We start from the raw sequence: 22,634 nt of genomic DNA on the forward strand, positions 1-22,634 counted from the left end.
GCGGAGGATCTTCGCCTGTCAGCGCGAGGGCTGCTCCCGCGCTTTCGGTCCCGCTCTCAGGTGCGGTCGAGGTGCTCGACCATGAACGGGTACACGTCGGTCGCCGCGGTCTTGCCGAAGATGCAGTCGATATAGCCGTACGCGGGGATGACGTTCCGCGAATAGAGGCCTGCGCCGTTCCTCGCCGAGAGCGCCTCGCCGGTCTTCTCGGTGCTCGCCGGCAGGAAACACTGCAAGGGAGAGCGCCGGGGCCCCCGCGCCTGTCCGCGAAGTACTTCGCGCTCCCCTGACGCGAAATGTCCACGGCGCTCGTTACTCCTCACCCCTCCTCGCGGCCTCGCGCCATCTCCTCGCGCGGGTGCGTCCTTGGGTGACGCGCCCGCGAGCACGCGCCTTGCCGTGTGGGCCCGGAGCGCCCCCGCGCGCGCGCGTCGCGCCGCGCGGCGCTGCCCACGGGGAGGGGAGCATCATGTCCAGCCTGAGCACGGAGAGCACACCCCGGGAGCGCCTGGATCGCGCGATCAGCGTCCTCGGTCGGGTCCGGATGTACTGGCGCGGGGTGGCCGCGATGATCGCCGTCGGGCTCTCGATCTCCCTCGCGCTGGCGCTCGCCACGAAGCGGGTGTGGCGGAGCGAGGCCACAATCCTCTACCGCGAGACCATCCAGACCGGCCGCGATCCCCAGAGCAGCACCGCGCGCGCGGCGCGCCTCGGGCCGAAGCTCAAGGACACGCTCATCGCGCGCGGGACGCTCGCCGGCGTCATCGAGGCGTTCGGGCTGTACCCGGAGAAATCCGCCCGCTCGATGGTCGAGGCGGTCGAGGAGATGAAGGACCACGTCGGGTTCCGCGCGCAGAGCAGCGACACGTACGTCATCTCGTTCACCCACGACGACCCGCTCATCGCGCAGCAGGTCGCCGCCCGCCTCACGCAGATCCTGATCGACGACTACCGCCGCGACAGCCTCGGCGCGGCGACGATGACCCGCGACTTCCTGCGGCGGGAGCTCGACGAGGCCAGCGCCAAGGTCGAGGAGGCGAGCCGCGCGCTGGCGACGTTCCTCGCCAGGAACCCGCAGTTCCAGTGGGGTCTCAACGACTCGCCGTACGCGCCGGTGCCCCAGCCGCTCGGCCCCCCCGGCGCCCCCGCGCCGGCGGCGGCCCGGGCCGCGCCCGCGCAGCCGGCCCGCCCTGCGGACCCGCAGCTCGCCGCGCTGGAGCGCCAGCTCGCCCGGGTCGAGGCGCTGCTCGGGGCCGCGCGCTCGCCCGCGGCGCCGGGGCGGCCGCTGCCGCCGAGCGTCCTCGAGGCGCAGCGGGCCCGCGACGCGGCCGCCGCGGCGGTCGTGTCGGCCGAGGCGGCGCTCGCCGAGAAGCTGGCGACCGTGACCCCGATCCACCCGGACGCCATCGGCGCGAAGCGCCGCGTCGAGGCGGCCAGGAGCCAGCTCGCGGCCGCCGAGAGCGCGCTCCGGCTTGTGCGCGCGGGCCTCACCGAGGCGTCGAGCGGCGAGGTGCGCGCGCTCACGCCGCCGCGGCGCGCGGCGCTGGCGGCCGAGCGGAGCGCGTTGCTCCGGCAGATCGCGGGCCTGCGCGCGCGCCATGGCGGCGGCGGGACGGCGGTGGTGGACGAGGCGCGGCGGGCGCCGGCGGGGCCGGATGGGGGCGCGGAAGAGCGCGTGATCGAGCTCGAGACCGAGTGGCACCGGCTCCGCCTCGATCTAGAGCGGGCGCGCGAGTACCTGAAGACCGTCCAGGCCAACGAGCGCGCCGCGAACCTCTCCGCGGACGCCGCCGAGAACAAGAGCGAGACGGAGCTCGACGTCCTCGATCCGGCGTACCTGCCGAGCCGCCCGGATCGCGGGCGGGGCCGTGTCTTCTTCGCGGGCGCCGCGGTGACGTTCTTCTTCGCGCTCGGCGTCGCCGGGGCCCGGGTGCTGCTCAACGACACGGTGTACGACGGGGGCGACATCCACGCGCTCGGCGGCCCCGCCCTACTCGCCGCGATGCCGGAGCTCCCGGCGCGCCCGCCGCTCCGCGAGCGCGCGATCGTGCCGGCGTACAGCGCTGCGCCGATCGGCGCGCCGGGAACCAGCGGCGAGCCGACCGGCGCGCCCGACGACGACGCAGAGCGGCCCGGCGCGCCCGGAGACGGCGCGGAGCCGCCGGCCGTGCCCGGGGACAGCATCGCGGGGCCCAGCGCCCCGGCGGAGCCAGCGTCCGCCCGACCCGGGTTCACCCTGGAGGACACGCTCCCGGACGGCCTGGAGCTCGACGACGGCGACGTCGGCCCCGCCTGGAGCGCGCCCGAGCCGTCGTGGAGCGCGCCGGGCGGGTCGCTCGCCTGCGTGGGCCCGCGCCACCTCGCGTACGTCGGGGGCGCTGGGTTTCGCGAGCCCGAGGTGGAGATCCTCGGCGCCGACGTCGACCCCGAGGGGTGCGGCGTGTTCGAGCTGCTCAGGGATGCTCCCGCGCCGGCGCTCGCGGCGCTCCGGGTCCTCCGGCACCGGCTCGATCAGCGGCGGGGGGGCGAGCCGCTCGCGATCGCGGTGGTGAGCCCCGGCCGGGCCGAGGGCAAGACCGCGCTCGCGGCGCGCCTCGCGATGACCCTCGCCGAGGCCGAGCGCGCGCGGGTCCTGCTCGTCGAGGGCCACCTCGCGCGCCCCCGCGTCGCGGCGCTCCTCGGCCTCCGGCTTCCCCCGCACGCGGGCTTCTCGGAGCAGCTCCGCCGGCGGATGGCCGGCGAGGCCCGTCCTCTCGGCGTCATCGCCCTCAGCCCCTCGCTGTCGGTGCTCGCGGAGCCGTCGCTCGAGGCGAGCTATCCAGCGGCGCTCCACTCGGTCCACTTCGAGGCCGCGATGCGCACCCTCCGGCGCTACTTCGACTACGTGGTGATTGACGGCCCGCCCGTCCTCGGGTCGGGCGACGCCAACGTCATCGAGGACGCCTCCGACGGCATCGTCCTGGTCGCTCGCGCCTCGCTGACCCGGGCCTCATCGCTCACCAGGGCCGCCGAGCAGCTCGGCGAGCGCCGCATCCTCGGCGTGGTCCTCAACGACATCGCGGCGAGGCCGGTCGCGAGGAAGCGGATCTGCATCGAGGGGGAGCCGGCGCAGCGGTCGTGTTGATGAGAGGAGAATAAAACGCCAAGGCGCCAAGGGAGAAGAGAGGAAGAGTGTACAGAAGAGAGAGGGGTCATGGCATTACTTGGACCCTTGATTTCTTCTCAGGTGAACTCTCTCTCCGGGCACCAGCTGGGTCTTTGCAGGTCAGAACGTGATCTCGATCGCGTCCGCCGACCTGTTCGCCGGGCCGTGATGGACGACCTCGATGTTGTTTCCGTCGGGATCGAGCACGAACGCCGCGTAGTAGCCGGGATGGTACGGTCGCTCGCCTGGAGCGCCCTGGTCCTTGCCGCCCGCGGCGAGCGCGGCGGTGTGGAAGCGCTCGACCGTGGCGCGGTCGTTCGCCTGGAAGGCGAGGTGCGTCCGGCCGGTGAGGACGCCCGCAGCGGCCTTTGAGCTCGCGCTCGATACGAAGAGCTCGTCGGCCCAGAAGTAATCGTCGGCCTCGCCGCCCATCGGAATACCGACGGCGTCGAAGACTGCCTGGTAAAATTTCTTGCTCGCCGCAATGTCCGCCACGACGAGCTGGATGTGATCGATGAGACGCCCACGGTAGATCTGTTGGGTTTCCATACTATCGGATATCCCCACGACCCATGGCGCATGGCAAGCCCGAACGACGACGACCCCCGCTGCGCGCTCGTCGAACCGGGCGCCGGGCGCGGGCGCCCCGCAGCGCGCCGGCGCCGCGCGATCCGGCCCTCAGCCGATCTTGAAGTTGATCGACTTCGGCCGCGTCAGGTGCAGGAACCCGAGCGTCGAGAGCGTCGCGCCCTTGCCGCTGTTCTTCGCGCCCGTCCACGGGAGCGCCGGATCCAGGGTGTCGCACTGGTTCATGAAGACCGTGCCGACCTCGAGCTCGCGCGCGAGCCGCGCCGCGCGCTCGCGATCCCGCGTCCAGACCGACGCGGTGAGGCCGAGATCGCTGTCGTTCATCAGCGCCAGCGCCTCCTCGTCCGACGAGACGGGCACGATCGGCAGCACCGGCCCGAACGACTCGATGCGCATCACGTCGAGATCCGGCGCCGCGTCGACAAGCAGCGTCGGCTGGAAAAAGCGCCCGCGCCCGTCGACCTGCGTCGCCCGGCCGCCGCAGAGCGCCCGCGCGCCCCGCGACAGCGCCTGCTTCACCTGCGCCTCCAGGAACGCCGGCGCGTGCGGCTGCGCCATCGGACCCAGGTTCGTGCGCTCGTCGGTCGGATCGCCGAGGACGTAGCCCTTCATCAGCTCCAGCGCGGCCTCCACGAACCTCGGATAGAGATCGCGGTGAACATACGCGCGCTCGACCGCACAGCAGCTCTGTCCGGCGTTGTAGCAGGCGCCGTCGACGATCCCGTCCACGGCCTTCTCGAGGTCCGCGTCGGCTGCGACATAGGCGCCGTCCTTCCCACCGAGCTCCAGGCCGGCGTCGACGGCCACCTTCTTCGACGTGGCCGCGTAGATCCTCCGTCCGCCTTCGACGGAACCGGTGAACGCCACGAAGCTCACGCGCGGGTCGGACGCGATGCGCTCGGACGTGGCGTGATCGCAGTGGAAGGCCTGGACGAGGCCGGGCGGGGCGCCGGCCTCGGCGAACGCGGCCGCGAAGTGCTCCCCGCAGAGCGGCGAGCGCGGCGAGTGCTTGAGCAGCACGACATTGCCCGAGAGCACCGCGGGGATGACCACGTTCACGGCCGTGAGGAGCGGGTAATTCCAGGCAGGGAGGTTGAACACCACACCGAGCGGCGCCCGCACGATCCGCCGCTCCAGCCCCGGGAGCTCCGGGAGGACCACGTCGGCGAGCGCGCCCTCCGCGATCGAGATCACGTGCCGGGCTCGCTTGGCCATCCCCGCGATTTCGTTGCGGGATTGACGCAGGGGCTTGCCCATCATGCGGGTGATGTCGGCGGCGATCGAGGGCGCGCTGGCCTCGATGCGCTCGACCGCGCGCAGGCACAGGGCGGCGCGCTCGGCGAGGGATGTGCGCGAGAAGCTCCGCGCGGCGGCGGTCGCGGCGTCGAGGAGCCGGTCGACCTCGGTCTCGCCGGCGAGAGGCCGGCGGACGGCTTCTTCGAGGGTATACGGGTTGTCGATCACCAGGTCGGGCATGGCGGGGGAGATTAACCCAGTTCCCTGGGAGGCCAAGTGTCGTCTAGACTCGGGGCGAATGCGCGCCACCGCGGCAGGGCTATCGGACGTCGGCAGGGAGCGGATCCACAACGAGGACCGATACATCCTCCTCCCCGAGTTCAACGTCTACGTCGTCGCGGATGGCATGGGCGGGCACGAGGCCGGCGAGGTCGCGAGCCGCATCGCCGCCAGCGCCATCGCCGGCTACTTCCGCGAGGCGAACGGCAAGCGCCGCAAGGCGTCGACCGGCGACAGGCTCCGCGCCGCCGTGACGTACGCGAACGCGCGCATCTTCGCGCACGCCGACGACTCGCGGTTCTACCGCGGCATGGGCACCACGGTCGTCGCCGCGGCGTTCGCGCCGCGGGAGCGGAAGCTCTACGTCGCGCACGCCGGCGACAGCCGCTGCTACCTGCTCCGCGGGGGCGAGTTCGCGCAGCTGACCCGCGACCACTCGCTCATCGCGGACGCGCTCCTCGAGCGGCCCGACCTCACCGAGAGCGACCTCGCGTACCTGCCCCGCAACGTGATCACGCGCGCGCTCGGCATCAGCCCCAGCGTCGACGTCGACCTGCGCGCCGAGAGCGTCGAGGCCGGCGACGTGTTCCTCCTCTGCTCCGACGGCCTCCACGGGCTCGTCGACGACCACGAGATCGCGCGCATCATCGAGGAGAACGCCGTGCTCGCCGAGGCGTGCTGCAAGCTCATCGACTGCGCCAACGAGAACGGCGGCCGCGACAACATCACCGCCGTCCTCGTCCGGATCGAGGAGACCGCCTCGGCGTCGCAGAGCCAGCGCCAGGGCGCGAAGAGCCGCAACGCGCGGTAATATCCGGAGACGGTCGGAGGAGGCGAGGAAGGGCGACGCTCCGCGAGGGGGCGCGCCGCAGCGGCGCTGCGCTCAGCGCACGCCGGCGCTGCGCCGCTGGGCTCCGCCGCGGACCGGGCTCAGAGCACGCCGGCGTGCGCGCGGTCGAGCAGCTCGTCCATCACCTCGAACAGCCGCCGGTTGCCGTCCTGGGAGTAGCCCGCGAGCTTCTCCTCGCAGCCGGGGATGGCCTTCACGAAGTCCGCGATGACCGCCGGGTCGTCGAGCGAATCGGCGGCGCGGCCGAACCCCTCGCGCTCGAGGTAGCGGGCGTTGAGCACCTGCTCGAACTGGCGGCCGAGGGGGACGGCGAGCATCGGCTTGCGCAGGTAGACCGCCTCGCCCATCAGCGTGAACCCTCCGCCGGCGATGACGGCGCGGCACGAGGCGAGGTCGTCGATGAAGCCCTCCTCGCTGAAGGGGCGGTAGCGCAGGTTCCCCTCGACCTGCTCCTCGGTGATGCTCCGGCGCATCCCGTAGATGCGGCACTCGAGCCCCGTCCTGGCGAGCGCCTCGGCGAGCGCCTCGTTCCCCTCGGCGGTCTGGTAGATGAGCAGGTGCTCCCCGGGGCGGCGGTTCGCGGCGACGACCTCGGGGCGGAGGATCGGCGGCACGAGCGTCGTCTCCTGCTTGCGGACCGGGGGGCGGAAGAACGTGGCGATGACGTAGTGGCTGCAGAACGGCAGCTTGCTCTTCACGAACGCGCGCGTGAGCTGGAAGCCCGCCTCGTGGCCGGCGACGATCTCGGGGTCGTGGGTGCACCGGTTGATGATCTGCATGTTGTCGATCGAGAGGATCGGCAGCCGGTGGAGCTTGGCGTAGAGGTACGTCCACGACTCGAAGTCGCTGATCGTGAGCTCGGGGCGAAAGTCCTTGATGAGCTCGAAGTACGCGGCGATGTTCTTCGGCGTGCCCGTCGCGCCGGAGAGCACGTTGGACCAGAGCGTCTTGCCGCGGCGGACCCGGTTCTCCTCGTAGATCATGTGGAGCCCGTGAATGCGGTTCACCCCCGCGAAGCGCTTCGACAGGAAGTCGGTCGCCCGGCCGGACGCCATGATCTCGATCTCGTGTCCCAGCTCGAGCAGGCGCTCGATCACGACGCGCGAGCGCATGGCGTGCCCCATCCCTTCGCCGACGACGCCGTAGAGGATCTTCATGAAGCGCGACTGTAGCGGCGGCCGCCGGGGGTTCGGAAGGAAACGGCGTCGCCGGGGCGGGGGCGGCGCAGGCGTCGCGGGCGTCCAGCCGCCGCCGCGCCGCGGGCGGCGGGTGTGACGCCGCGCCGCCGGATCTGGAGCGAGCTCCTGCCGCTCGAGGCGGTGCGTGCGCCTGGCACGCTCGCGCTCCTCCGGCGGTACGCGCTGGAGCTCGCGATCGCCGTGCGGCCGGAGACGGCCGCGGGCCTGCCGGATCTCGCGGCGGCGTGCGCGGACGCGGGGGTGGCGGTCGCTGTGTGGCCGATGATCGCGGACGAGGACGGGCGGTGGGCGAGCGCCGGCAACGCGGCGGCGTTCGGCGGGTTCGTCGCGCGGCTGCTCGACGCGCTCGACGCCCGCGGCCTCGCGGCGGCGGAGGTCGCGGTCGATCTGGAGCCGCCGATCCAGCAGGTGCGCCGGGCGCTCGGGGGCGGCCGCGGCGCGCTCGCTCTGCTCGGCGGCGGCCCCCGCGGAGCGCGGGAGAGCCCGGGGGAGCGGGGTGCGCGGTGGCGCGACGCGCAGCGCGCGTACGTCGAGGTGGCGGGCGCGATCCACGCGCGCGGGGTGGCGACCTCGGCCGCGATCGTGCCGCTCGTCCTGGCCGACGGGCCGGCGGGCGGCTGGGAGCGGATCCTCGGGACGCCCGTGTCGGCGCCGCCGTGGGGGCGGGTCAGCGCGATGCTGTACACCTCGCTGATCGAGGGCTACTCGCGCGGCGCGCTCGGCCGGGACGACGCTGTCGCGCTGCTCGGCTGGGCGTGCCGCGCCGCCGCCGGGCGGTTCGGTCCGAGGGCGGGTGTCTCGGTGGGCGCGGTGGGGAAGGGGGCGCTCGGCGACGAGCCGGTCTACCGCTCTGTCGCCGAGCTCCGCGAGGACGTGGCCGTCGCGGAGGCGGCCGGCGTCCAGGATCTCTCGCTGTTCGACCTCGGCGGGGTGCTGGCGCGGCCGCCGGCCGAGGCCTGGCTGGAGGCCTTCGTGGCGCCGCCGCTCGAGCCGCGCCTGCCCCGGACGACGCTGCGGGCGCGCGGCGTGGTGGCGGCCGCCGCGCTCGTGGGACGGGCGGCGGGCGCATGGGGGAGCTGGTCGCGGTCGTGGGGGGACCGGGGGGCGCGCAGGGGCGAGGGATGCGCCGTCGCCGCGGGCGAGTCGCGGAGCTCGCCGGAGCTCGCCGGAGCGGCTACCCGTGATGCGACTTGCCCTGGCCGCGGTAGCGCTTCCAGTGGTGTCGTTTGTTCTTGTTCTTCGGCCTGCTGTTGCTGGAGAGGCCGATAGACGTCTTCTTCGTCGGCAATGACATGGGCCGATCCGTGGCGCCGTCGCGGGCCGGGTGACAGGGGGCCGGCGTCGATTGCGCCGAGCTGGCCTCCATCGACGCGAGTCCGCGCGCGACAACCGATGAGCGAGCTCGCATGGATGGCCCGTCAGGGCGCGTGACGCACGGGAGCGATCTCAAGCAGAGCTTTGCCGTCCGGTCATGGCGATTCGCCCGCCGGCCGTGCTCTGGTACAGTGTCGCCCAAGGACGAATTTGCCATAGCGAACCGGGGCGATCCGTGCGATTCGGCGCGATTTCGGGGAGGCGTGACGACGGATCGCAGCCCCTCGGACGGCGTGGGCCCAACGCGGGCCCAACCGCCGAGCCTCGGGCCTGGGGAGATCGCGAGCGCCAACCCGGCACATCGGGCCGTCGTGGTCGCCTCGCTCGCCGAGGCGCTTACGCACGCCGTCGCGCTCGGGGATGAAGAGGCGGCCCGTGTCGTGCACGAGGCGATCGGGCGGCTGCTCGGGCCGCCGGTGGCACCGGAGAGGCGCGCAAGCTCACGCCGATAGTCTAGCCCGCCGTTCGCCTCGCCGCCGGAACGCCACCTCCGGTATTGGGACGCATGTCGGCCCCGGGCCAGCGCATGAAAACGTCTCATGACAGAAACCATTCACCGAATGGCATGAGCCTTTCCCAGCGAGAAAGAACAGCACAAGCACAGATGTGCCGGCGTTTATGAACGCCGCATCGACACGTCCACACGGCGGATACTCATCGGTACCAGGTCCAGCTCACGCGCGGAGGGGAGTCCGCCGGCCGCAGCCGAGGGCGAGGTGCTCCCGGAGGTGGTGGAGGTGCCGCCGGCCCCCGCGGGAGGAAGCGGATGAGGCCGCGGCGGACCCGGGGGCTCCCGCTCTCCCGCTGGTGCGCCTAGGACGCTTTAGGCGATACTCTCCAGCCATGGCGCGCACCGCTCCGGTCCCGAACATCCCTGCGATCCCTGGCATGAATCCAGGCGTCTTTATCCTGGGCGGCGGCGGCGCCGGCGGGGGCGACAACGGACGAGGCGGCAGCGGCAGCGGCGCGGGCCAGGGCGCCGGCGGGAACAACGGCGGCAACGGCGCGAATGGCGGGGGGCCAGGCGCGAACGGGTGCGGACCAGGTAGCGGCGGCGGCTGCATGAACCCGGCACACGGAGGCAACGGCGGCACGCACGCCGGCGACCCGGTCGACCCGGTGACGGGGCGGGTCTACACGCTCCCGCAGACGGACCTGGTGCTGACAGGCCCCATGGTCTTCGAGCTGCGCCGCAGTTACTCGTCCTTCGCCCGCGAGCACGACGTCGGGCTGGGCGCGGGATGGACACACTCGCTCGCATGGGAGATCGCGCTCCGGCGGCGCACCCTGGTCGTCCACGCGCCGAGCGGCGCCGCGTCTCTCCGCGATATCCCGCCGCCAGGCGGCGAGGTCGCGCTCAACAGCGGCGGCCGCCTTCGTCGCGACGAGAACGGATTCCTCGTCACCGGCGAGGACGGCCTCGTTTACCTCTTCGAGCCTTTCGCGGCGTCCCGCGAGCGCCACCGGCTCGCCACGATCGTCGACCGGGCCGGCAACCGGGTCGACCTCGCCTACCAGGGCGATCTGCTCGAATCGCTGCGCGACAGCGCCGGCCGCACCGTGCGCGTCCGCCGCTACCGGGACGGGCGGATCGAAGCGTTCGAGCTCGTCACCGCGCGGGGACGCACCGTGCGCTGCCGGACCTACGCCTACGACGATCGAGGCGACCTCGTCGCGGCCACGGACGCCGCCGGCCGGAGCGTGCGCTACGCCTACGACGAGCATCGCCTGGTCGAGCAAGCCTCCCCTTCGGGGCTGCGCGTCTTCTACCGCTACGACGGGAAGGGCCGCTGCACCGAGACCTGGTGCGCACACCCCGGCGAACGCGACCCGGCCCTGGCCGAAGGGAGCCCGACGGTCCTCGCCGACGGGCAGACGCCCGCGCGGGGCATGCTCCACTGCCGCCTGGAGTACGCCGACGGTTTCACCATGGTGTACGACTCCCGGCAGGCGCGGCGATTTGACAGCAACGCCTTCGGCAAGATCGACCTCGCTGCCGGCTTGTGGGTCGAGGGCGCCGCGTACGACGCGCGCGGCGATCTCGTCGCGTACAGCGACCCGACCGGCGCGCGCACGCTCTACGAGCGGGACGCGGCGGGCCGGGTCGTCGCGATCGTCGATCCGACGGGCGCGCGCATCGAGCATCGCCACGATCCGCAGGGCAACGTGGTCGAGGCCACCGATGCGCTCGGCGCTGCGTGCCATTACAGCTACGATGACGCAGCGAACCTGCTGGGGGTCCGGGACGCGCTCGGCGAGCTTCTGCGCTTCACCTACGACGAGCGGGGGTTGCGCATAACCGCCGTCCTGCCCGATGGGGGCGTCACCCTCTTCCGCCATGACGCCGAGGGGAACCTCATCGAGCTCGTGGAGCCGCACGGCAAGCCGCGCCGCATGGAGTACGACGATGTGGGCCGGGTGCTCGCCGTCACTGACGAGGAGGGGCACAGGACCAGCTTCCACTACGACGAGCGCGGCGCCCTCTGGGGGCTGCGCTTCCCGGGCGGCGCCGAGGTCGCGATCGAGCGCGACGAGGACGGGCGGATCACGCGGTACCGCGGGCCAGACGGGGCGTACGATCTCGCGTGGGGCGGGTACAACCTCGTTCACGAGCTCCGCAAGCCGAACGGCGAGACCATCCGCTTCCGGTATGACCGGGAGTGCCAGCTCGTCGAGGTGGAGAATGAGCGCGGGGAGGTGCACCGCATCGAGCGCGATGCGGCGGGACGGATCGTGGCCGAGCGTTTCTTCGATGGGCGCGAGCTCCGCTACCGGCTGGACGCGGCGGGCCGCGTCCAGCACATCCGGGACGCGGCCGCGCACACGACCGAGATCGAGCGCGACCCGTGCGGCAGGGTGGTCCGGCGCGGGTACGCCGACGACACCTTCGACGCGTTCGACTATGACCCGGTGGGCCGCCTGATCCACGCGGAGACCGAGGCCACCTGCTGCGAGTTCACGTACGACCAGCGCGGCAACCTCGTGCGCGAGGTGCAGACCTGCGCTGGTCGGAGGGTCGTGATCGAGAGCGCGTACGACGCTGCCGGGCGCCGCACGGCGCTCCGGACCTCGACAGGGCACGAGGCGCGCTACGAGCGCGATCGAATGGGCCGCGCCCGGCGCGTTGTGACCTCCGGCGCTGCCATCGAGCGCACCTACGACACCTTCGGGCGGGAGCTCCTGCGCGAGCTCCCGGGCGGTGGCCGCGTACTCTGTCGCTACGATGGCGTCGGCGCGCTGGTGGAGCGCCGCGTGCTCGGGCGGTCGAACGCGCGCGAGGCAGAGCCAGACTGGGTGGGCCCGCTGCCGCCGGGCACAACGTACGCCGAAGGCTTCGCGCACTCGCCGGGAGGTGACCTGGTGGAGCATGTCGCGACGGGCGGCGAGCGAACGCGCTTCGAGCACGATGCGGCGGGGCGCATCCTCGCGCAGCTGTCGACGCACACCCCGGCCGAGCGGTTCTCGCACGGCGGCGGCGGGCGCCTGCAGGAGGCAGGGGACGACGCGCCGGCCCGCCGCTACGGCCCAGGCGGGGTGCTGCTCTCGCGTGGCGACATCTCGTACGAGCACGACGCCGAGGCGCGCCGCACGGCGCGCGTCGACAGGACCACGGGTGAGCGCGTCAGGTACGCGTGGAGCGGCCGTGGGCTGCTCGCCGCGGTGGTGCTGCCGGACGGGACCCGGGCCGAGAACGTCTATGACGCGTCTGCGCGCCGCCTGCTCAAGCGCGTGAGCCGCGCGGACGGGGCCTTGCTCGAGACCCACTTCGTCTGGAGCGGGGACGACCTGCTCCAGGAAATCACAGAAGAGGTCGTTGCGGGACAGCGGCGCGTTATCCGCGTGCGCGACTATCTCTGGGGCGAGCAGGGCGAGGGCCCGCTCGCGCACCGGGAGCATGTGCCGGGGGGCGAGCCGGAGGTCAGCCGGTGGGTGCACTATGTGCTCGGCGCAGGCGGCGCGCCCTCGCTGCTGCTCTCGGACACGGGCGAGGTGCTCGCGCGCCTCCGGCTCCGCGTGTGGGGCGCGCTCGATACCCCGCCTTTCGGGCCGGCCCCGACCCCCTGGCGCTACCCCGGCCAGTACCACGACGACGAGACCGGGCTCGCATACAACCGCTACCGCTTCTACGACGCTGCTGTCGGCCTATATCTGAGCCCCGATCCGCTGGGGATCGCCGGCGGACTGAACGCATTCGAGTACGCCCGAGGGCAGCCCTTCCGCGTCGTCGATCCGGAGGGGCTCACGCCGGTGCTGTGCACCGTCTCGGGGCACGGCGTCAGGGGCCGCGGTGCCAGTGCCGCCGGCCGGAGCAGCGACCCGGCGCTACACCCGGTCGTCGTCGCGGCGATGCCGCCGCCGGTCGATCTCCGCGGCGAGCCCTTCTATCCGGCCGAACGACGGAGCCCGGAGACCTGCGCGGAGCCCGGCGCGCTGAGCGAATACATCCGCAACTGGGAGCGCCAGAACAACAACGGCCGCCCGCTCGATCCGAACAACCCGCGCGATCGCCGGCGGATACAGCGCTGCCTGGGCGACATCACCTCGATACAGGCGCAGCACCCCGACGGGACGGCGCGGGCGCCTTGCCCGAACTGTTCGCAGCTCCTGCAGAACCTGCGCGACCGCTGGGGCGCGCCGCGGGAGCGCGTGGTGCAGCCAGGCGCCAGCAGCGAGACCGGGACAGACTCGCTTCGCAGCACGCCGCCCGACCCGCGATGGGCGCAGGGAATGCGGCAGCAGCGCCGCAGGGAGCGACGGAGATGAGCAAGGCACGCAGTGGTAGTGACCGTCCGATCCGGCTCGCCGACAGCGCGCGCAGGCGGCTGAGCCGGCACGCGGTCGAGGTCTTCCAGGAGCTCGACCTCCTCCGCGACCCGGCGCACACCACGTCGCCCGACGCGCTGCGGGCTCTGCTGGAAGCGCGCGGGCTGCCCGTCTACGAGGGCGCGCTCGAGCTCGAGGGCCTCGCCGGGGGCACGCCGCTCCCGCCGGACAAGCGGCTCGGCGTGTTCGCCTCGCTGAAGGCGCTCGAAGGCGCGCGACCGCTCGGGCCGGAGAAGCTGCCGCGCGCGGGGAGAGAGGTGCTGCTGCCGGTGGTGGCGAAGGGGTACCCCTCGGTCTGGATCGGCGAGGGCGGCCAGGTGTACCTGGTCGACACCGAGGCCGCGGGCGTGTCGCCGGCGTTCGACGGGCCGGCGCAGTACCTTGAGGCGCTCGCCATCGAGCTGGAGACGGAGCCCTGGCCGCCCGAGCCGGAGCGCCTGCAGTGGCATCACATCAGCGTCGCCGGCCTGGTCGGCGCCGCGGTCGCGGAGGTCTTCTACGCGCCGCCGTTCGCCCCGGCGTCGGGAGCGCACGGGGCCGCGTGGTTGCGCGAGCACCTCCACATCGTGGAGCAGAACACCCCCGGCTTCTTTGTCGGCACCCGGGTCACGACCACCGACGCCGACGAGGCCGTCGCCGCCCTGGAGGCGGCGCTCGCCACGAACCTGGAGGTGCGCTGGTCGGGGCCCCAGCGGCGGCCGCGCGCGGGGCAGCGGCCTGTCCTGTCGTTCACGTTCGCCATGGGGCCCAACGCGCCCGACAGGGAGGCGGCGGTGTGGGGCGAGTCCGGCGACTACCGCATCGCCTCGCGGAGCGTCGGCGAGCCGTGGCCGTTCCGGTGAGAGCGTCATCCCGCGCGCCCGCGGGCGCGCGGGCAGGGCACGACGCCGACGATGGATCAACTTCGGGGACGGTCCCGAGGCGCGCCGCCCCCGCGCCTTGCGCCGTTCCGTACAGGCGTCGGCCGGAGCGCCACTGCCGCGCCCCCCTTCATGGTGGACGCTGAGGCTACGAAGACGGCCGATTGGGCCCGCGTTGGGCCACACTGGACGAGGAACCAGACGCTCCCGTCCCTTGGAGCTATCGATAATTGTTGACCTTTCCGTCGCCCGCTCCTCCGCACCAGCGACGAGGCCCAAGTTCCTCCCTGGTTCCGTGAGGGGGAGAACTTGAACCACAGAGCGGCACAGAGGTGCCCGCCTGGTGGCCGGCGGGAGCGCACCTCGAGGGGACGCTCGGGCCTCGCTATGCCGTGATCGGTTCCGCGGTCGGCGTCTCCGATGAGAACGGCATCGGCCGCCCCGAGGACGGATCCATCGGCTGGTTGGGCGGCTTTGCGACGGGGGCACTGGGGCGTCGCTCGGAGTCTGGCGTGCACGCTCTGCCGAAGCTCGCTGAGCTGATGGTCCGGGTCGCTCCGAAGAGCGATGAGTCGTTCGAGTGCCATGCTCAGTGCTTCGAGGATGTAGCGCTCGGATTCCGAGAGGGGTTCGGTTTCGTCAAGTGTGTATTTCAGGTCGAGGGACCTGAATCGTCGACAACTGACAAGCTCTGTCGCTCGTACAGGGTCCAGAGGCATCGGTGCTGAGCTTACCAGACGCGCCTGGGGAGAAGGAGGTTCAAACCCGAGGCGACGCCGCGTCGCTGGACGATGCCCGCGGATACGGCTAGCTCCAATCCATGAACCTCACCCACGTCATGCGGGACCTCGGCGCGCTGTGCAACGAGAAGATGCGCGAGGTCAACGCCCGCGCCGGAGACGCCCACGGCGTGAACCTCACCCAGCTCCGCGCGCTCGCGAAGCAGCTGAAGACGGACCACGCCCTGGCCGGCGAGCTGTGGCGCACCGGGGATCCCGACGCCCGCCTCCTGGCGACGCTCGTGTTCAAGCCGAAGGCCTTCTCGGCGGACGAGCTGGACGCGATGGTCCGGGAGATCGGCTACCCCAAGCTGCTCGACTGGTTCATCGTCAACGTGGTGAAGGCGTCGCGCCATGTCGAGGAGCTGCGTGTCCGCTGGAAGGACTCCGCGAGCGAGCTGGTCGGGCGCGCTGGCTGGAGCCTGACGACGGACCGCGTCGTGAAGAGCCCTGCCGGCCTCGATCTCCCCGCGTTGCTCGACCAGATCGAGGCGGAGATGAAGGCGGCGCCGGGCCCGAAGCAGTGGTCGATGAACCACTGCCTCGCCGAGATCGGCATCCGCAACCCCGGGTTGCGCGCCCGCGCAATCGCCATGGGCGAGCGGCTCGAGGTGCTCAAGGACTACCCGGCATCGCCGGGCTGCACGCCGCCGTTCGCGCCGGTCTGGATCGCGGAGATGGTGCGGCGGCAAAAGGCCGAGAAGACGCGGGGCCGGTGAGCGGGTCGGCGCGCGATGAAGTACACGGCCCCCGCGCTGGAGCCGACGGGGACGGCAACCCCTCCGCTCGGCGTCCGCCTCGCTGGCCAGTGCGCTAGAAAGCGCGGAAGGCATGCGACACGGAACATCGGAGATGGGTTGAGGTGACAGCGCTGGATGTTTCTGTCGATCGCCCCAAATAGGCCCTGCTTCCGCTGCGTGCATCGACGATCATCGCGCAGCGTGTGATAGGCTGGTGCGGTCCGAACATTTTATCTTGCGGCTTTGGCTTGAGTGTACGGAGGTGCCTGTGAATCGAAGGAAGCGGTGGGTCCTTCACGCGACGTTGGCGACGTCCGTCACGGCAGCGCGTGCCAGGACGGGGGTCGTGCTCGGCGTGGCGCTCGCGGCCGCTGCGTGCTCCAGCGGGGACGCGGGGACGGGCGTGGATGGCGGCGACCGGGGCGATCCCTTCACGGAGAGCGGCGCGTCGGGGACGGGCGGCGCGCTCGCGACAGGCGGAGGCTCCGAGACGGGCGCCGGGGCCGGCGGCGCGGGGAGCACCGCGAGCGGCAGCGCACCGGGGGACGGCGGTGCGCCGGGGGAGGGCGGCGCGCCGGGAGAGGGCGGCGGCGGCCCGGGCGCGGGCGCGGGCGGCGCGGGCGGCGCGCCCGACACGTGCAGCAGGGCGGCGGCCTGCGGCACGCACAAGTGGGCGTGCTGGCCGATGCCCAATCCGGCGGGCAGCGGCCTGCCCAACCCCGCGAGCTACACCGATGTGGGGGGCGGCGTTGTGCGCGACAACGTCACGTGCCTCGAGTGGCAGCAGAGCCCTCCCGCCGAGGCGTACACGTGGGACCAGGCGATCAGCTATTGCGACAACCTGACGCTCGGTGGCTTCTCCGACTGGCGCCTGCCGACGCGCATCGAGATGACGTCCATCGTGGACTTCACCCGGAGCCCGGCCATCGACAGGGCCGCATTTCCGGGGGCGCGGGGGGGGCTTCCACAAGACGTCCTCCGACTGGATCCTCACGATCCGACAGGCAGGCGCCGGCGCCGGTCGCGACTATGCGTGGGCCTTCAACATGAGCGACGGGATCGTCAGCAACGCCTACTCCAAGGCGACCGCGGCGAGCCTGCGCTGCGTGCGGGGCAACGGCGAGGGGGAGGCGCCGAGCAGCCCGGCCGTGCCTCCGCCCGACCAGTACACCGTCGGGTCGCCCGGTGAGGTGATGGACAAGTACACAGGCCTCGTCTGGCAGCAGGGCTCCTGGCCGGCCACGATGACCTGGGCCGAGGCGGAGAGCTACTGCGCGACGCTCGGCCTCAACGACCACACCTGGCGCTTGCCGAGCATCCGGGAGCTCGCGACCCTGGTCGATGAAGCCCAGGTGGCGCCCTCGATCAACCGCACGATGTTCCCGGACACGCAGTACGGCGCCCGCAGCAACGACTGGTACTGGGGCTCCCATGCGGCCGTGAGCAACGCTCCGGCGGCCTGGGCGCTCAACTTCGACGATGGGTTCACCGGGTTCAACGCCGGAGCCAGCGGCAAGTGGAACCACTTCACGGCGGCATGGGTGAAGTGCGTGCGCTGAGGGCGCCGGCCCGGCCGCCGCGCGCCCCGGGCGGCCAGGGCCGAGCCGCGGCGGCCGGCGCGCCTCGTTTCGGTGGCGCGCCGCCGCCGGCGTCGGCTAGCGTGCCCGGGTGAGCCCGAGCACGCTGCCGGCGCGCCCTCGCCTCGCCGCGCACGTGCTCGCGCGGCGCCACCTGGTCGGCGAGGAGGAGCGCGTCATCCTGCACGACCTCCGCTCCGGGCAGCTGCTCCAGCTCGGCCAGCGGGAGTGGGTCCTGGTCTCTGCGGCCGACGGGACGCGCGACGTCGAGGGCATCGCGATCGCGGCCGCCCGCGAGGGCGCGCACGCGCGCGTGCCCGCGGTGCAGGCCTTCCTGGCGCAGCTCCACGCCGCGGGCCTGCTCGAGGCCGACGACACCGGCGAGGATGCGGCGCGGGCGCCCGCGTCGGGAGCGCCCGCAGGCGGAGCGCCCGCAGGCGGAGCGCCCGCGTCGGGAGCGCCCGCGGGCGGAGCGCCCGCGTCACCCGTGCCCGCGCCGGAGGAGCGCGATGCCCGCGAGCGCCCGCTGGAGGTGCTGCCCGATTTCTCCCTGCACTGCGACGGCCGCGGGAGCTGCTGCCGGATCTACGCCTCGATCCTCTTCGACCCCGAGGAGGCGGCCCGGGCGCGGGCGCTGCGGCCCGACGTGATGAGCGGCGGCGCCCGGCACGAGCTGGCCTTCATGCCGGAGCGCGGGACGTGGCCGTGCGCGGCGTCGGTGGTGGCGATGCGGGACGGCCGGTGCGCCTACCTGGAGGGCGAGGGGCGCTGCGCGCTCCACGCGCTCGGCGGCCCCGAGGCCAAGCCGCTCGGGTGCCGGACCTTCCCGGCCAGCTTCGTCGACGACGGCGAGTCGGTGCGGGTCTCCGTCGCCGTGGAGTGCGCCTGCGTGCTGGCCAGCGCGGGCCGCCCCGGCGGCGCCCCGCTGCTCGATCCGCGGCTGCGGGTGCGGGGCGATCTGGACGGGCGCATCGACGTCGCGCGGCTGCCGGATCGCGCCGCGGTGGCGCCCGGCGCGACCGCGGCGCGGGCCGAGCTCGTCGCGTGGTCGCGGCGGCTCGCCGCGGCGGCGCCGCCGCCCGACGTGGCCGCGGGCCTCTTTGCGCTCGCCGACGCCGTCGAGGCCGAGGGGCTCACGGGTGGGGCCATCGCGCGCTTCGAGCGGCCCGAGGCGCTGGCTCCGGCGGCGCTCGGGCCGTGGCTCGCCGCGCTCCACGGGCGCGCGGCGCGGCGGGCGCGCGAGGACGCCGCCTGGCGCAGCGAGCGGGACCTCGCCCGGCGCGCCACCCGGTGGATCGCGGCCGCGACCCTCGCGCTGGCCGAGCCCGACCTGCTCGGCGCGCTGCTCCTCGCGCCCGTGCGCGCCCCCGACCGCGAGCGCTTCTACCTCCGCGCGGCGCTGCACGGCCACCGCCTGCTCGGGGCGCTGCCGCTCTCGCTCGCGCTGCGCGATCGCGCGGCGCGGCTCGTCGTGGCGCGGGCGCTGCCGGTGATCGTCGCCGGGGCGGACGCGGACGATCCGGCCTGCGCCGAGCCGCTCGCCCTCGTCGAAGCCATGCTGCGCGGCCACGGGCTCGACGCCTACGCCGTCGAGATGGCCGGGGCGCGGTGAGCGCGCCGCTGGAGAGACACGGCCGCCGAACTTGTCGATAATGCGCCAGCGATGGACCAGCCCCCGCTCGACAACAAGACGGACTTCGCCGCGCACCCGCAGCTCCTCGTCGATCGGGACGGCGAGAAGCTCGTCGCCATCGTCAAGGCGAGCTTCGAGCTCCAGGAAGACGGCGGCTTCGAGCTGTCGCCGCCCGAGCGCGCGCGCGGGGTCCGCTTCGCCGATCTGCCCTGGGAGGAGGACAAGCCGGAGAGCATCGCGTACCCGGCGGACGTGTGCCTCTTCAAGCCGGCCACCGACGTGATCTTCGTGGCCCGGGCGTACGCGCCGAGCGGCAGGGCGGTGCCTTCGTTCGACGTGCGCGTCGAGGTCGGCCCGCTCCGGAAGTCGCTCGTCGTGTTCGGCAGGCGGCTCTGGGTGGACAGGGGCGCCGGCCTCACCGCGCCGGCGCCGATCGAGGAGATCGACATGCGCTACGACCACGCCTGGGGCGGGAGGGACGACGAGGATCCCGCGGCGCTCGTCGAGGAGCCGCGCAACCCCATCGGCATGGGCGTCACGCGCGCGCCGGCATCGCTCACCCATCAGCCGGCGCCGAACATCGAGGACCCCGCGTACCCGATCCGGACCGCGAAGACCGCGCCGCCGCCCGCCGGGATCGGGGTCGTCGGCCGGCACTGGGAGCCGCGCCGCCGGTACGCCGGGACCTACGACGCGACCTGGCGAGAGCTCCGCGCGCCGCTGCTGCCCGAGGACTTCGACCCTCGCTACAACCTCTGCGCCTCGCCGGGCCTGATCGCGGATCCGCCGCTCGCGGGCGGCGAGCCGGTGCGGGTGCTCAACCTGACGCCCGACGGGGCGCTCAGCTTCGAGCTCCCGCGGGTGCAGGTGGAGATCGAGTTCCAGGTGAAGGACCGCGCGCCGGTCGGCTTCGCGCCCCACCTCGACACGGTGCTCGTCGATCTCTACGCCACCGGCCCGCAGAAGCCGGTGGCCGTCGAGATGGTCTGGCGCGCGCACGTCAAGGCGCCGCGGCGGATGAAGGACGCGCGCGTGATCGTGCGCGAGCGGGGGCGAGCGTGAGGCCCCTCGCCGTCATGGTGGCCGCGGGCGCGGTCACGCCCGTCGGGCTGCGCTCGATCGACACCGCCTTCTCGCACCGCGCCGCGGCCGCGGCGATGCGCGAGGCGCCGCTCGTGGACGGGACCGGCGAGCCGGTCACGATGTGCTTCCTCCCCACGCTCGATCCGCTCGTCACGGGGGCGCCGCGCGCCGCCCTGCTCGCGGCGCGCGCGCTCGGCGAGGCGCTCGAGAAGCTCGGCCCCGCGGCGCGGGGGCTGCGGATGCAGATGACCCTGTGCCTGGACGAGCACCTCGGGCAGCGGCCGCCCGGGGGTGAGGCCCCGGCGCAGTGGCTCGCCGCCGAGCTCGCCGCGCGGGCGCAGGCGCACGCGCCGGAGCTCGCGGTCAAGGTCTCGACGCGCGGCCCCGCCGCGGCGGGGCTCGTGCTGCCGGAGCTGTGCGACGCGCTCGGGCGTGGCGCGATCGACGCGGCGCTGCTCGGCGGCGTGCACACCGACTACGATCCCGCGCGCATCGCCGCGCTCGACGCCGCGGGCCGGATCTTCCGGCCGGACAACCTCGACGCGCTGATCCCCGGGGAGTGCGCGGCGTTCGTGGTGCTCATGCGCCCCGACGTCGCGCGCCGCGCGCTCCTCCGCGAGCAGGGGCAGATCGTCGGCGTGGCGACAGCGCACGAGCGGGCGCGCCCGGACAACGATGAGTCCGCGTTCCAGGCCGCGGGCCTCACCGCCGCGCTCCGCTCCGCGCTCGCGCCGCTGTCCGAGCGCGGGCTGCGCGCCGGCTGGATGCTCACCGACCTGACGTTCGAGACGTTCCGCCATTTCGAGCTCCAGGCGGCCTCGGTGCGCACACAGCACCTCTTCTGCGACCCGCAGCAGGTGGAGAGCCCCGCCCAGCGGATAGGCTACCTCGGCGCCGCGGCCATGCCGCTGCACCTCGCCATCGCGTCGGAGGCGTTCACGCGCGGGTTCGCGCCGCACCCGTGCGCGGTCTCCGTCGCGGGGAGCGACGGCGGGGACCGCGCGGCGCTGGTGGTCGTGGCGCCGGGGTGAGGGCGAGGGCGGCGGGGGGCGCGCGGGCCGGGGGCGATGCGCCACGGAGGGACGGCAGGAATCGGCGCTCATCCTCCGGCACGGCATGTTGGAAAATCTATTCTTGCTGTGGGGCTGAGGCGATCCTCGGCAGCCCGACGCTGATCTTCCGTTCTTCTCGCGCCCCGAGATCTTCGACGAAGCCGTGCTGACAGGCCAGACCGACGCCTTCTGACCCGCCCAGGCGTGCATGGCGCCGAGGCGCCAGGCCTTCGTACCAGTCCAGGGCTACCGCAGCTCCTCAAGCTCAGGGCGAGCAGGTGCCGGTGCTGTTGTTCTCCTCGAACACGCTGGAAGGCGGCCAGTCGAGGCGCTTTACGAACGCCTCGACTTCGCAGCTCGGTAAGCTCTCATTGTTGACGATATCATCGAAGAGCTGACCGCTCGAGCTCCCAGACCGCGGAGCGTCGCGAGCGACGCGTTCCCCTTGATCCAGAGACTCTCGATCTCAGTTATGTCCTCGAGTCCGGTCAGCCTGAGCAAAGCTCGCGGCGCTCACCGACGTCGCCCTGTCGAAGTCCAGCCGACTGCACTGTCGCGCACTCCAGCGGCTCGCCACACCACGGCGGCATCTGCCCCTGCGAGCAGGCCCGCCGAACCGTCGGGCCTCGGGCTCGACGAGCTCGCGCCTACCAATCCCTTCCCTCGGCACCCCCTGGTCGCGCCGCTCGCCGAGACCCTGACCCGCGCCGTCGCGCTCGGTGATGAGGAGGCAGCCCGGATTATTCACGAGGCGATCGGTCGGCTGCTCGGCTTGGCGCCAGCACCGGAGGGACGAGCAAGCTCGCGCCGACAGTAGCTCGCCGCATCGGGACGCCCAGTCTCCACGCCGCTGGGGACGCTGAGGCCTCGGTCGCCGTGCTCCAGTGCGGGCGACAGCGGTGCGAGTTGTGCGCCCGCCCGATGAGATGAGGGGCAGCTGTCCGTCGCGGATGCGCTGGCCCACAACGCCGCCAGGAGCGGGCGCCCCCGTCCATGGCGAGGCCCAGGCGCGCGCCCTGCTGCAACTGCTCTGGATTTAAAAGGCGCTCTGCGGCGGGTGGACGGTACGGAAGACAGAGAATGCTGGTTAAATCGAGCGGGTTGACGAAGGTTCGGCACTGTTGCCTCCGGCAGCTGGTCATTCTGGAGCGCCTACTGGTCATTCGATAGGCGTGGGCGGGCCCGCCGCAGATCGGCCGCACGATGGCGTGCTGGAGGTGCCCCGGTCGCCGCGCACCGATCTCCTCGCTCACATTGTTTGCACCACGCTGGATTTCCATTGCGCATTTGAATCGTTTTTCTTTTGCTTTCCCCTCACCCTAGCCTAGCGTAGCCGGCTGGCATCGGCTTCGAAGCGGCGGCGGGCACGGCGGGTTGCTCAGGTGACGGCGCAGCATCGGGTCGAGGCCATCTCT

15 protein-coding genes and 1 pseudogene are annotated in these 22,634 nt (G+C 73.1%); 11 read left to right on the forward strand and 5 right to left on the reverse strand.

What is annotated here, in order from left to right; all coding sequences use genetic code 11:
• Nucleotides 1–56: 56 nt before the first annotated feature.
• On the reverse strand, nt 57–236 hold the full coding sequence (locus tag WMF28_RS14935; protein WP_437602904.1) for a hypothetical protein: 180 nt from the start codon (nt 234–236) through the stop codon (nt 57–59).
• Nucleotides 237–469: 233 nt separating this feature from the next.
• Here WMF28_RS14935 and WMF28_RS14940 point away from each other — a divergent pair, with 233 nt between their 5' ends.
• On the forward strand, nt 470–3,124 hold the full coding sequence (locus WMF28_RS14940; protein WP_437602905.1) for a hypothetical protein: 2,655 nt from the start codon (nt 470–472) through the stop codon (nt 3,122–3,124).
• A 141-nt stretch (nt 3,125–3,265) separates the two neighbouring features.
• On the opposite strand, the gene WMF28_RS14945 is transcribed toward WMF28_RS14940, so the two are convergent.
• Complete coding sequence (locus WMF28_RS14945) at nt 3,266–3,694, reverse strand: VOC family protein (protein ID WP_437602906.1); 429 nt, start codon at nt 3,692–3,694, stop codon at nt 3,266–3,268.
• 129 nt (nt 3,695–3,823) lie between these two features.
• Nucleotides 3,824–5,209 (reverse strand): aldehyde dehydrogenase family protein, encoded by a 1,386-nt coding sequence (locus WMF28_RS14950; protein WP_437602907.1) that lies wholly within the window; start codon nt 5,207–5,209, stop codon nt 3,824–3,826.
• Between the two features lie 58 nt (nt 5,210–5,267).
• Between WMF28_RS14950 and WMF28_RS14955 the strand changes: the two genes are divergently transcribed.
• Nucleotides 5,268–6,059, forward strand: coding sequence for a Stp1/IreP family PP2C-type Ser/Thr phosphatase (locus WMF28_RS14955; RefSeq protein ID WP_437602908.1), 792 nt, complete (start codon nt 5,268–5,270; stop codon nt 6,057–6,059).
• 119 nt (nt 6,060–6,178) lie between these two features.
• On the opposite strand, the gene WMF28_RS14960 is transcribed toward WMF28_RS14955, so the two are convergent.
• Nucleotides 6,179–7,255 carry an MJ1255/VC2487 family glycosyltransferase gene (locus tag WMF28_RS14960; protein WP_437602909.1) on the reverse strand — a complete coding sequence of 359 codons (1,077 nt, stop codon included), beginning with the start codon at nt 7,253–7,255 and terminating at the stop codon, nt 6,179–6,181.
• Nucleotides 7,256–7,369: 114 nt separating this feature from the next.
• Here WMF28_RS14960 and WMF28_RS14965 point away from each other — a divergent pair, with 114 nt between their 5' ends.
• The 4 genes from WMF28_RS14965 to WMF28_RS14980 all read left to right on the forward strand — a co-directional run bounded on the left by WMF28_RS14965 (nt 7,370) and on the right by WMF28_RS14980 (nt 15,853).
• Nucleotides 7,370–8,566, forward strand: a complete 1,197-nt coding sequence (locus WMF28_RS14965; protein ID WP_437602910.1) for a hypothetical protein — start codon at nt 7,370–7,372, stop codon at nt 8,564–8,566.
• A 948-nt stretch (nt 8,567–9,514) separates the two neighbouring features.
• Nucleotides 9,515–13,435 (forward strand): RHS repeat-associated core domain-containing protein, encoded by a 3,921-nt coding sequence (locus WMF28_RS14970; RefSeq protein WP_437602912.1) that lies wholly within the window; start codon nt 9,515–9,517, stop codon nt 13,433–13,435.
• Nucleotides 13,432–14,337, forward strand: coding sequence for a hypothetical protein (locus WMF28_RS14975; RefSeq protein WP_437602913.1), 906 nt, complete (start codon nt 13,432–13,434; stop codon nt 14,335–14,337). The genes WMF28_RS14970 and WMF28_RS14975 overlap by 4 nt, the downstream gene beginning before the upstream one ends.
• Nucleotides 14,338–15,175: 838 nt before the next feature.
• Entirely contained in the window at nt 15,176–15,853 is a 678-nt protein-coding gene (locus tag WMF28_RS14980; protein ID WP_437602915.1) for a DNA alkylation repair protein, read from the forward strand.
• Nucleotides 15,854–16,168: 315 nt separating this feature from the next.
• On the opposite strand, the gene WMF28_RS14985 is transcribed toward WMF28_RS14980, so the two are convergent.
• A complete protein-coding gene (locus WMF28_RS14985) occupies nt 16,169–16,591 on the reverse strand; it encodes a hypothetical protein (protein ID WP_437604399.1) in 423 nt (140 codons plus the stop codon).
• On the opposite strand from WMF28_RS14985, the pseudogene WMF28_RS14990 reads away from it, so the two are divergent.
• The 5 genes and pseudogenes from WMF28_RS14990 to WMF28_RS15010 all read left to right on the forward strand — a co-directional run.
• Nucleotides 16,560–16,766: pseudogene (locus WMF28_RS14990) on the forward strand (DUF1566 domain-containing protein); the annotation flags it as partial. The gene WMF28_RS14985 and the pseudogene WMF28_RS14990 sit on opposite strands and share 32 nt — an antisense overlap.
• A 154-nt stretch (nt 16,767–16,920) precedes the next feature.
• Complete coding sequence (locus tag WMF28_RS14995) at nt 16,921–17,433, forward strand: DUF1566 domain-containing protein (protein ID WP_437602916.1); 513 nt, start codon at nt 16,921–16,923, stop codon at nt 17,431–17,433.
• 109 nt (nt 17,434–17,542) lie between these two features.
• Complete coding sequence (locus WMF28_RS15000) at nt 17,543–19,063, forward strand: YkgJ family cysteine cluster protein (RefSeq protein WP_437602917.1); 1,521 nt, start codon at nt 17,543–17,545, stop codon at nt 19,061–19,063.
• A gap of 51 nt (nt 19,064–19,114) precedes the next feature.
• Nucleotides 19,115–20,146, forward strand: coding sequence for a DUF2169 family type VI secretion system accessory protein (locus WMF28_RS15005; RefSeq protein WP_437602918.1), 1,032 nt, complete (start codon nt 19,115–19,117; stop codon nt 20,144–20,146).
• On the forward strand, nt 20,143–21,198 hold the full coding sequence (locus WMF28_RS15010) for a beta-ketoacyl synthase N-terminal-like domain-containing protein (RefSeq protein WP_437602919.1): 1,056 nt from the start codon (nt 20,143–20,145) through the stop codon (nt 21,196–21,198). Before WMF28_RS15005 ends, WMF28_RS15010 begins: the two co-directional genes overlap by 4 nt.
• Nucleotides 21,199–22,634: the final 1,436 nt, after the last annotated feature.

Origin of the sequence: Sorangium sp. So ce590 (assembly GCF_051521365.1) — a bacterium.
Classification (GTDB): domain Bacteria; phylum Myxococcota_A; class Polyangia; order Polyangiales; family Polyangiaceae; genus Sorangium.

Coding starts and splice junctions, on each gene's coding strand:
- WMF28_RS14975 (WP_437602913.1), top strand. CDS start 13,432: ATGAGCAAGGCACGCAGTGGTAGTGACCGTCCGATCCGGCTCGCCGAC.
- WMF28_RS15005 (WP_437602918.1), top strand. CDS start 19,115: ATGGACCAGCCCCCGCTCGACAACAAGACGGACTTCGCCGCGCACCCG.
- WMF28_RS14980 (WP_437602915.1), top strand. CDS start 15,176: ATGAACCTCACCCACGTCATGCGGGACCTCGGCGCGCTGTGCAACGAG.
- WMF28_RS14955 (WP_437602908.1), top strand. CDS start 5,268: ATGCGCGCCACCGCGGCAGGGCTATCGGACGTCGGCAGGGAGCGGATC.
- WMF28_RS14995 (WP_437602916.1), top strand. CDS start 16,921: ATGAGCGACGGGATCGTCAGCAACGCCTACTCCAAGGCGACCGCGGCG.
- WMF28_RS14940 (WP_437602905.1), top strand. CDS start 470: ATGTCCAGCCTGAGCACGGAGAGCACACCCCGGGAGCGCCTGGATCGC.
- WMF28_RS14970 (WP_437602912.1), top strand. CDS start 9,515: ATGGCGCGCACCGCTCCGGTCCCGAACATCCCTGCGATCCCTGGCATG.
- WMF28_RS14960 (WP_437602909.1), bottom strand. CDS start 7,255: ATGAAGATCCTCTACGGCGTCGTCGGCGAAGGGATGGGGCACGCCATG.
- WMF28_RS14945 (WP_437602906.1), bottom strand. CDS start 3,694: ATGGAAACCCAACAGATCTACCGTGGGCGTCTCATCGATCACATCCAG.
- WMF28_RS14950 (WP_437602907.1), bottom strand. CDS start 5,209: ATGCCCGACCTGGTGATCGACAACCCGTATACCCTCGAAGAAGCCGTC.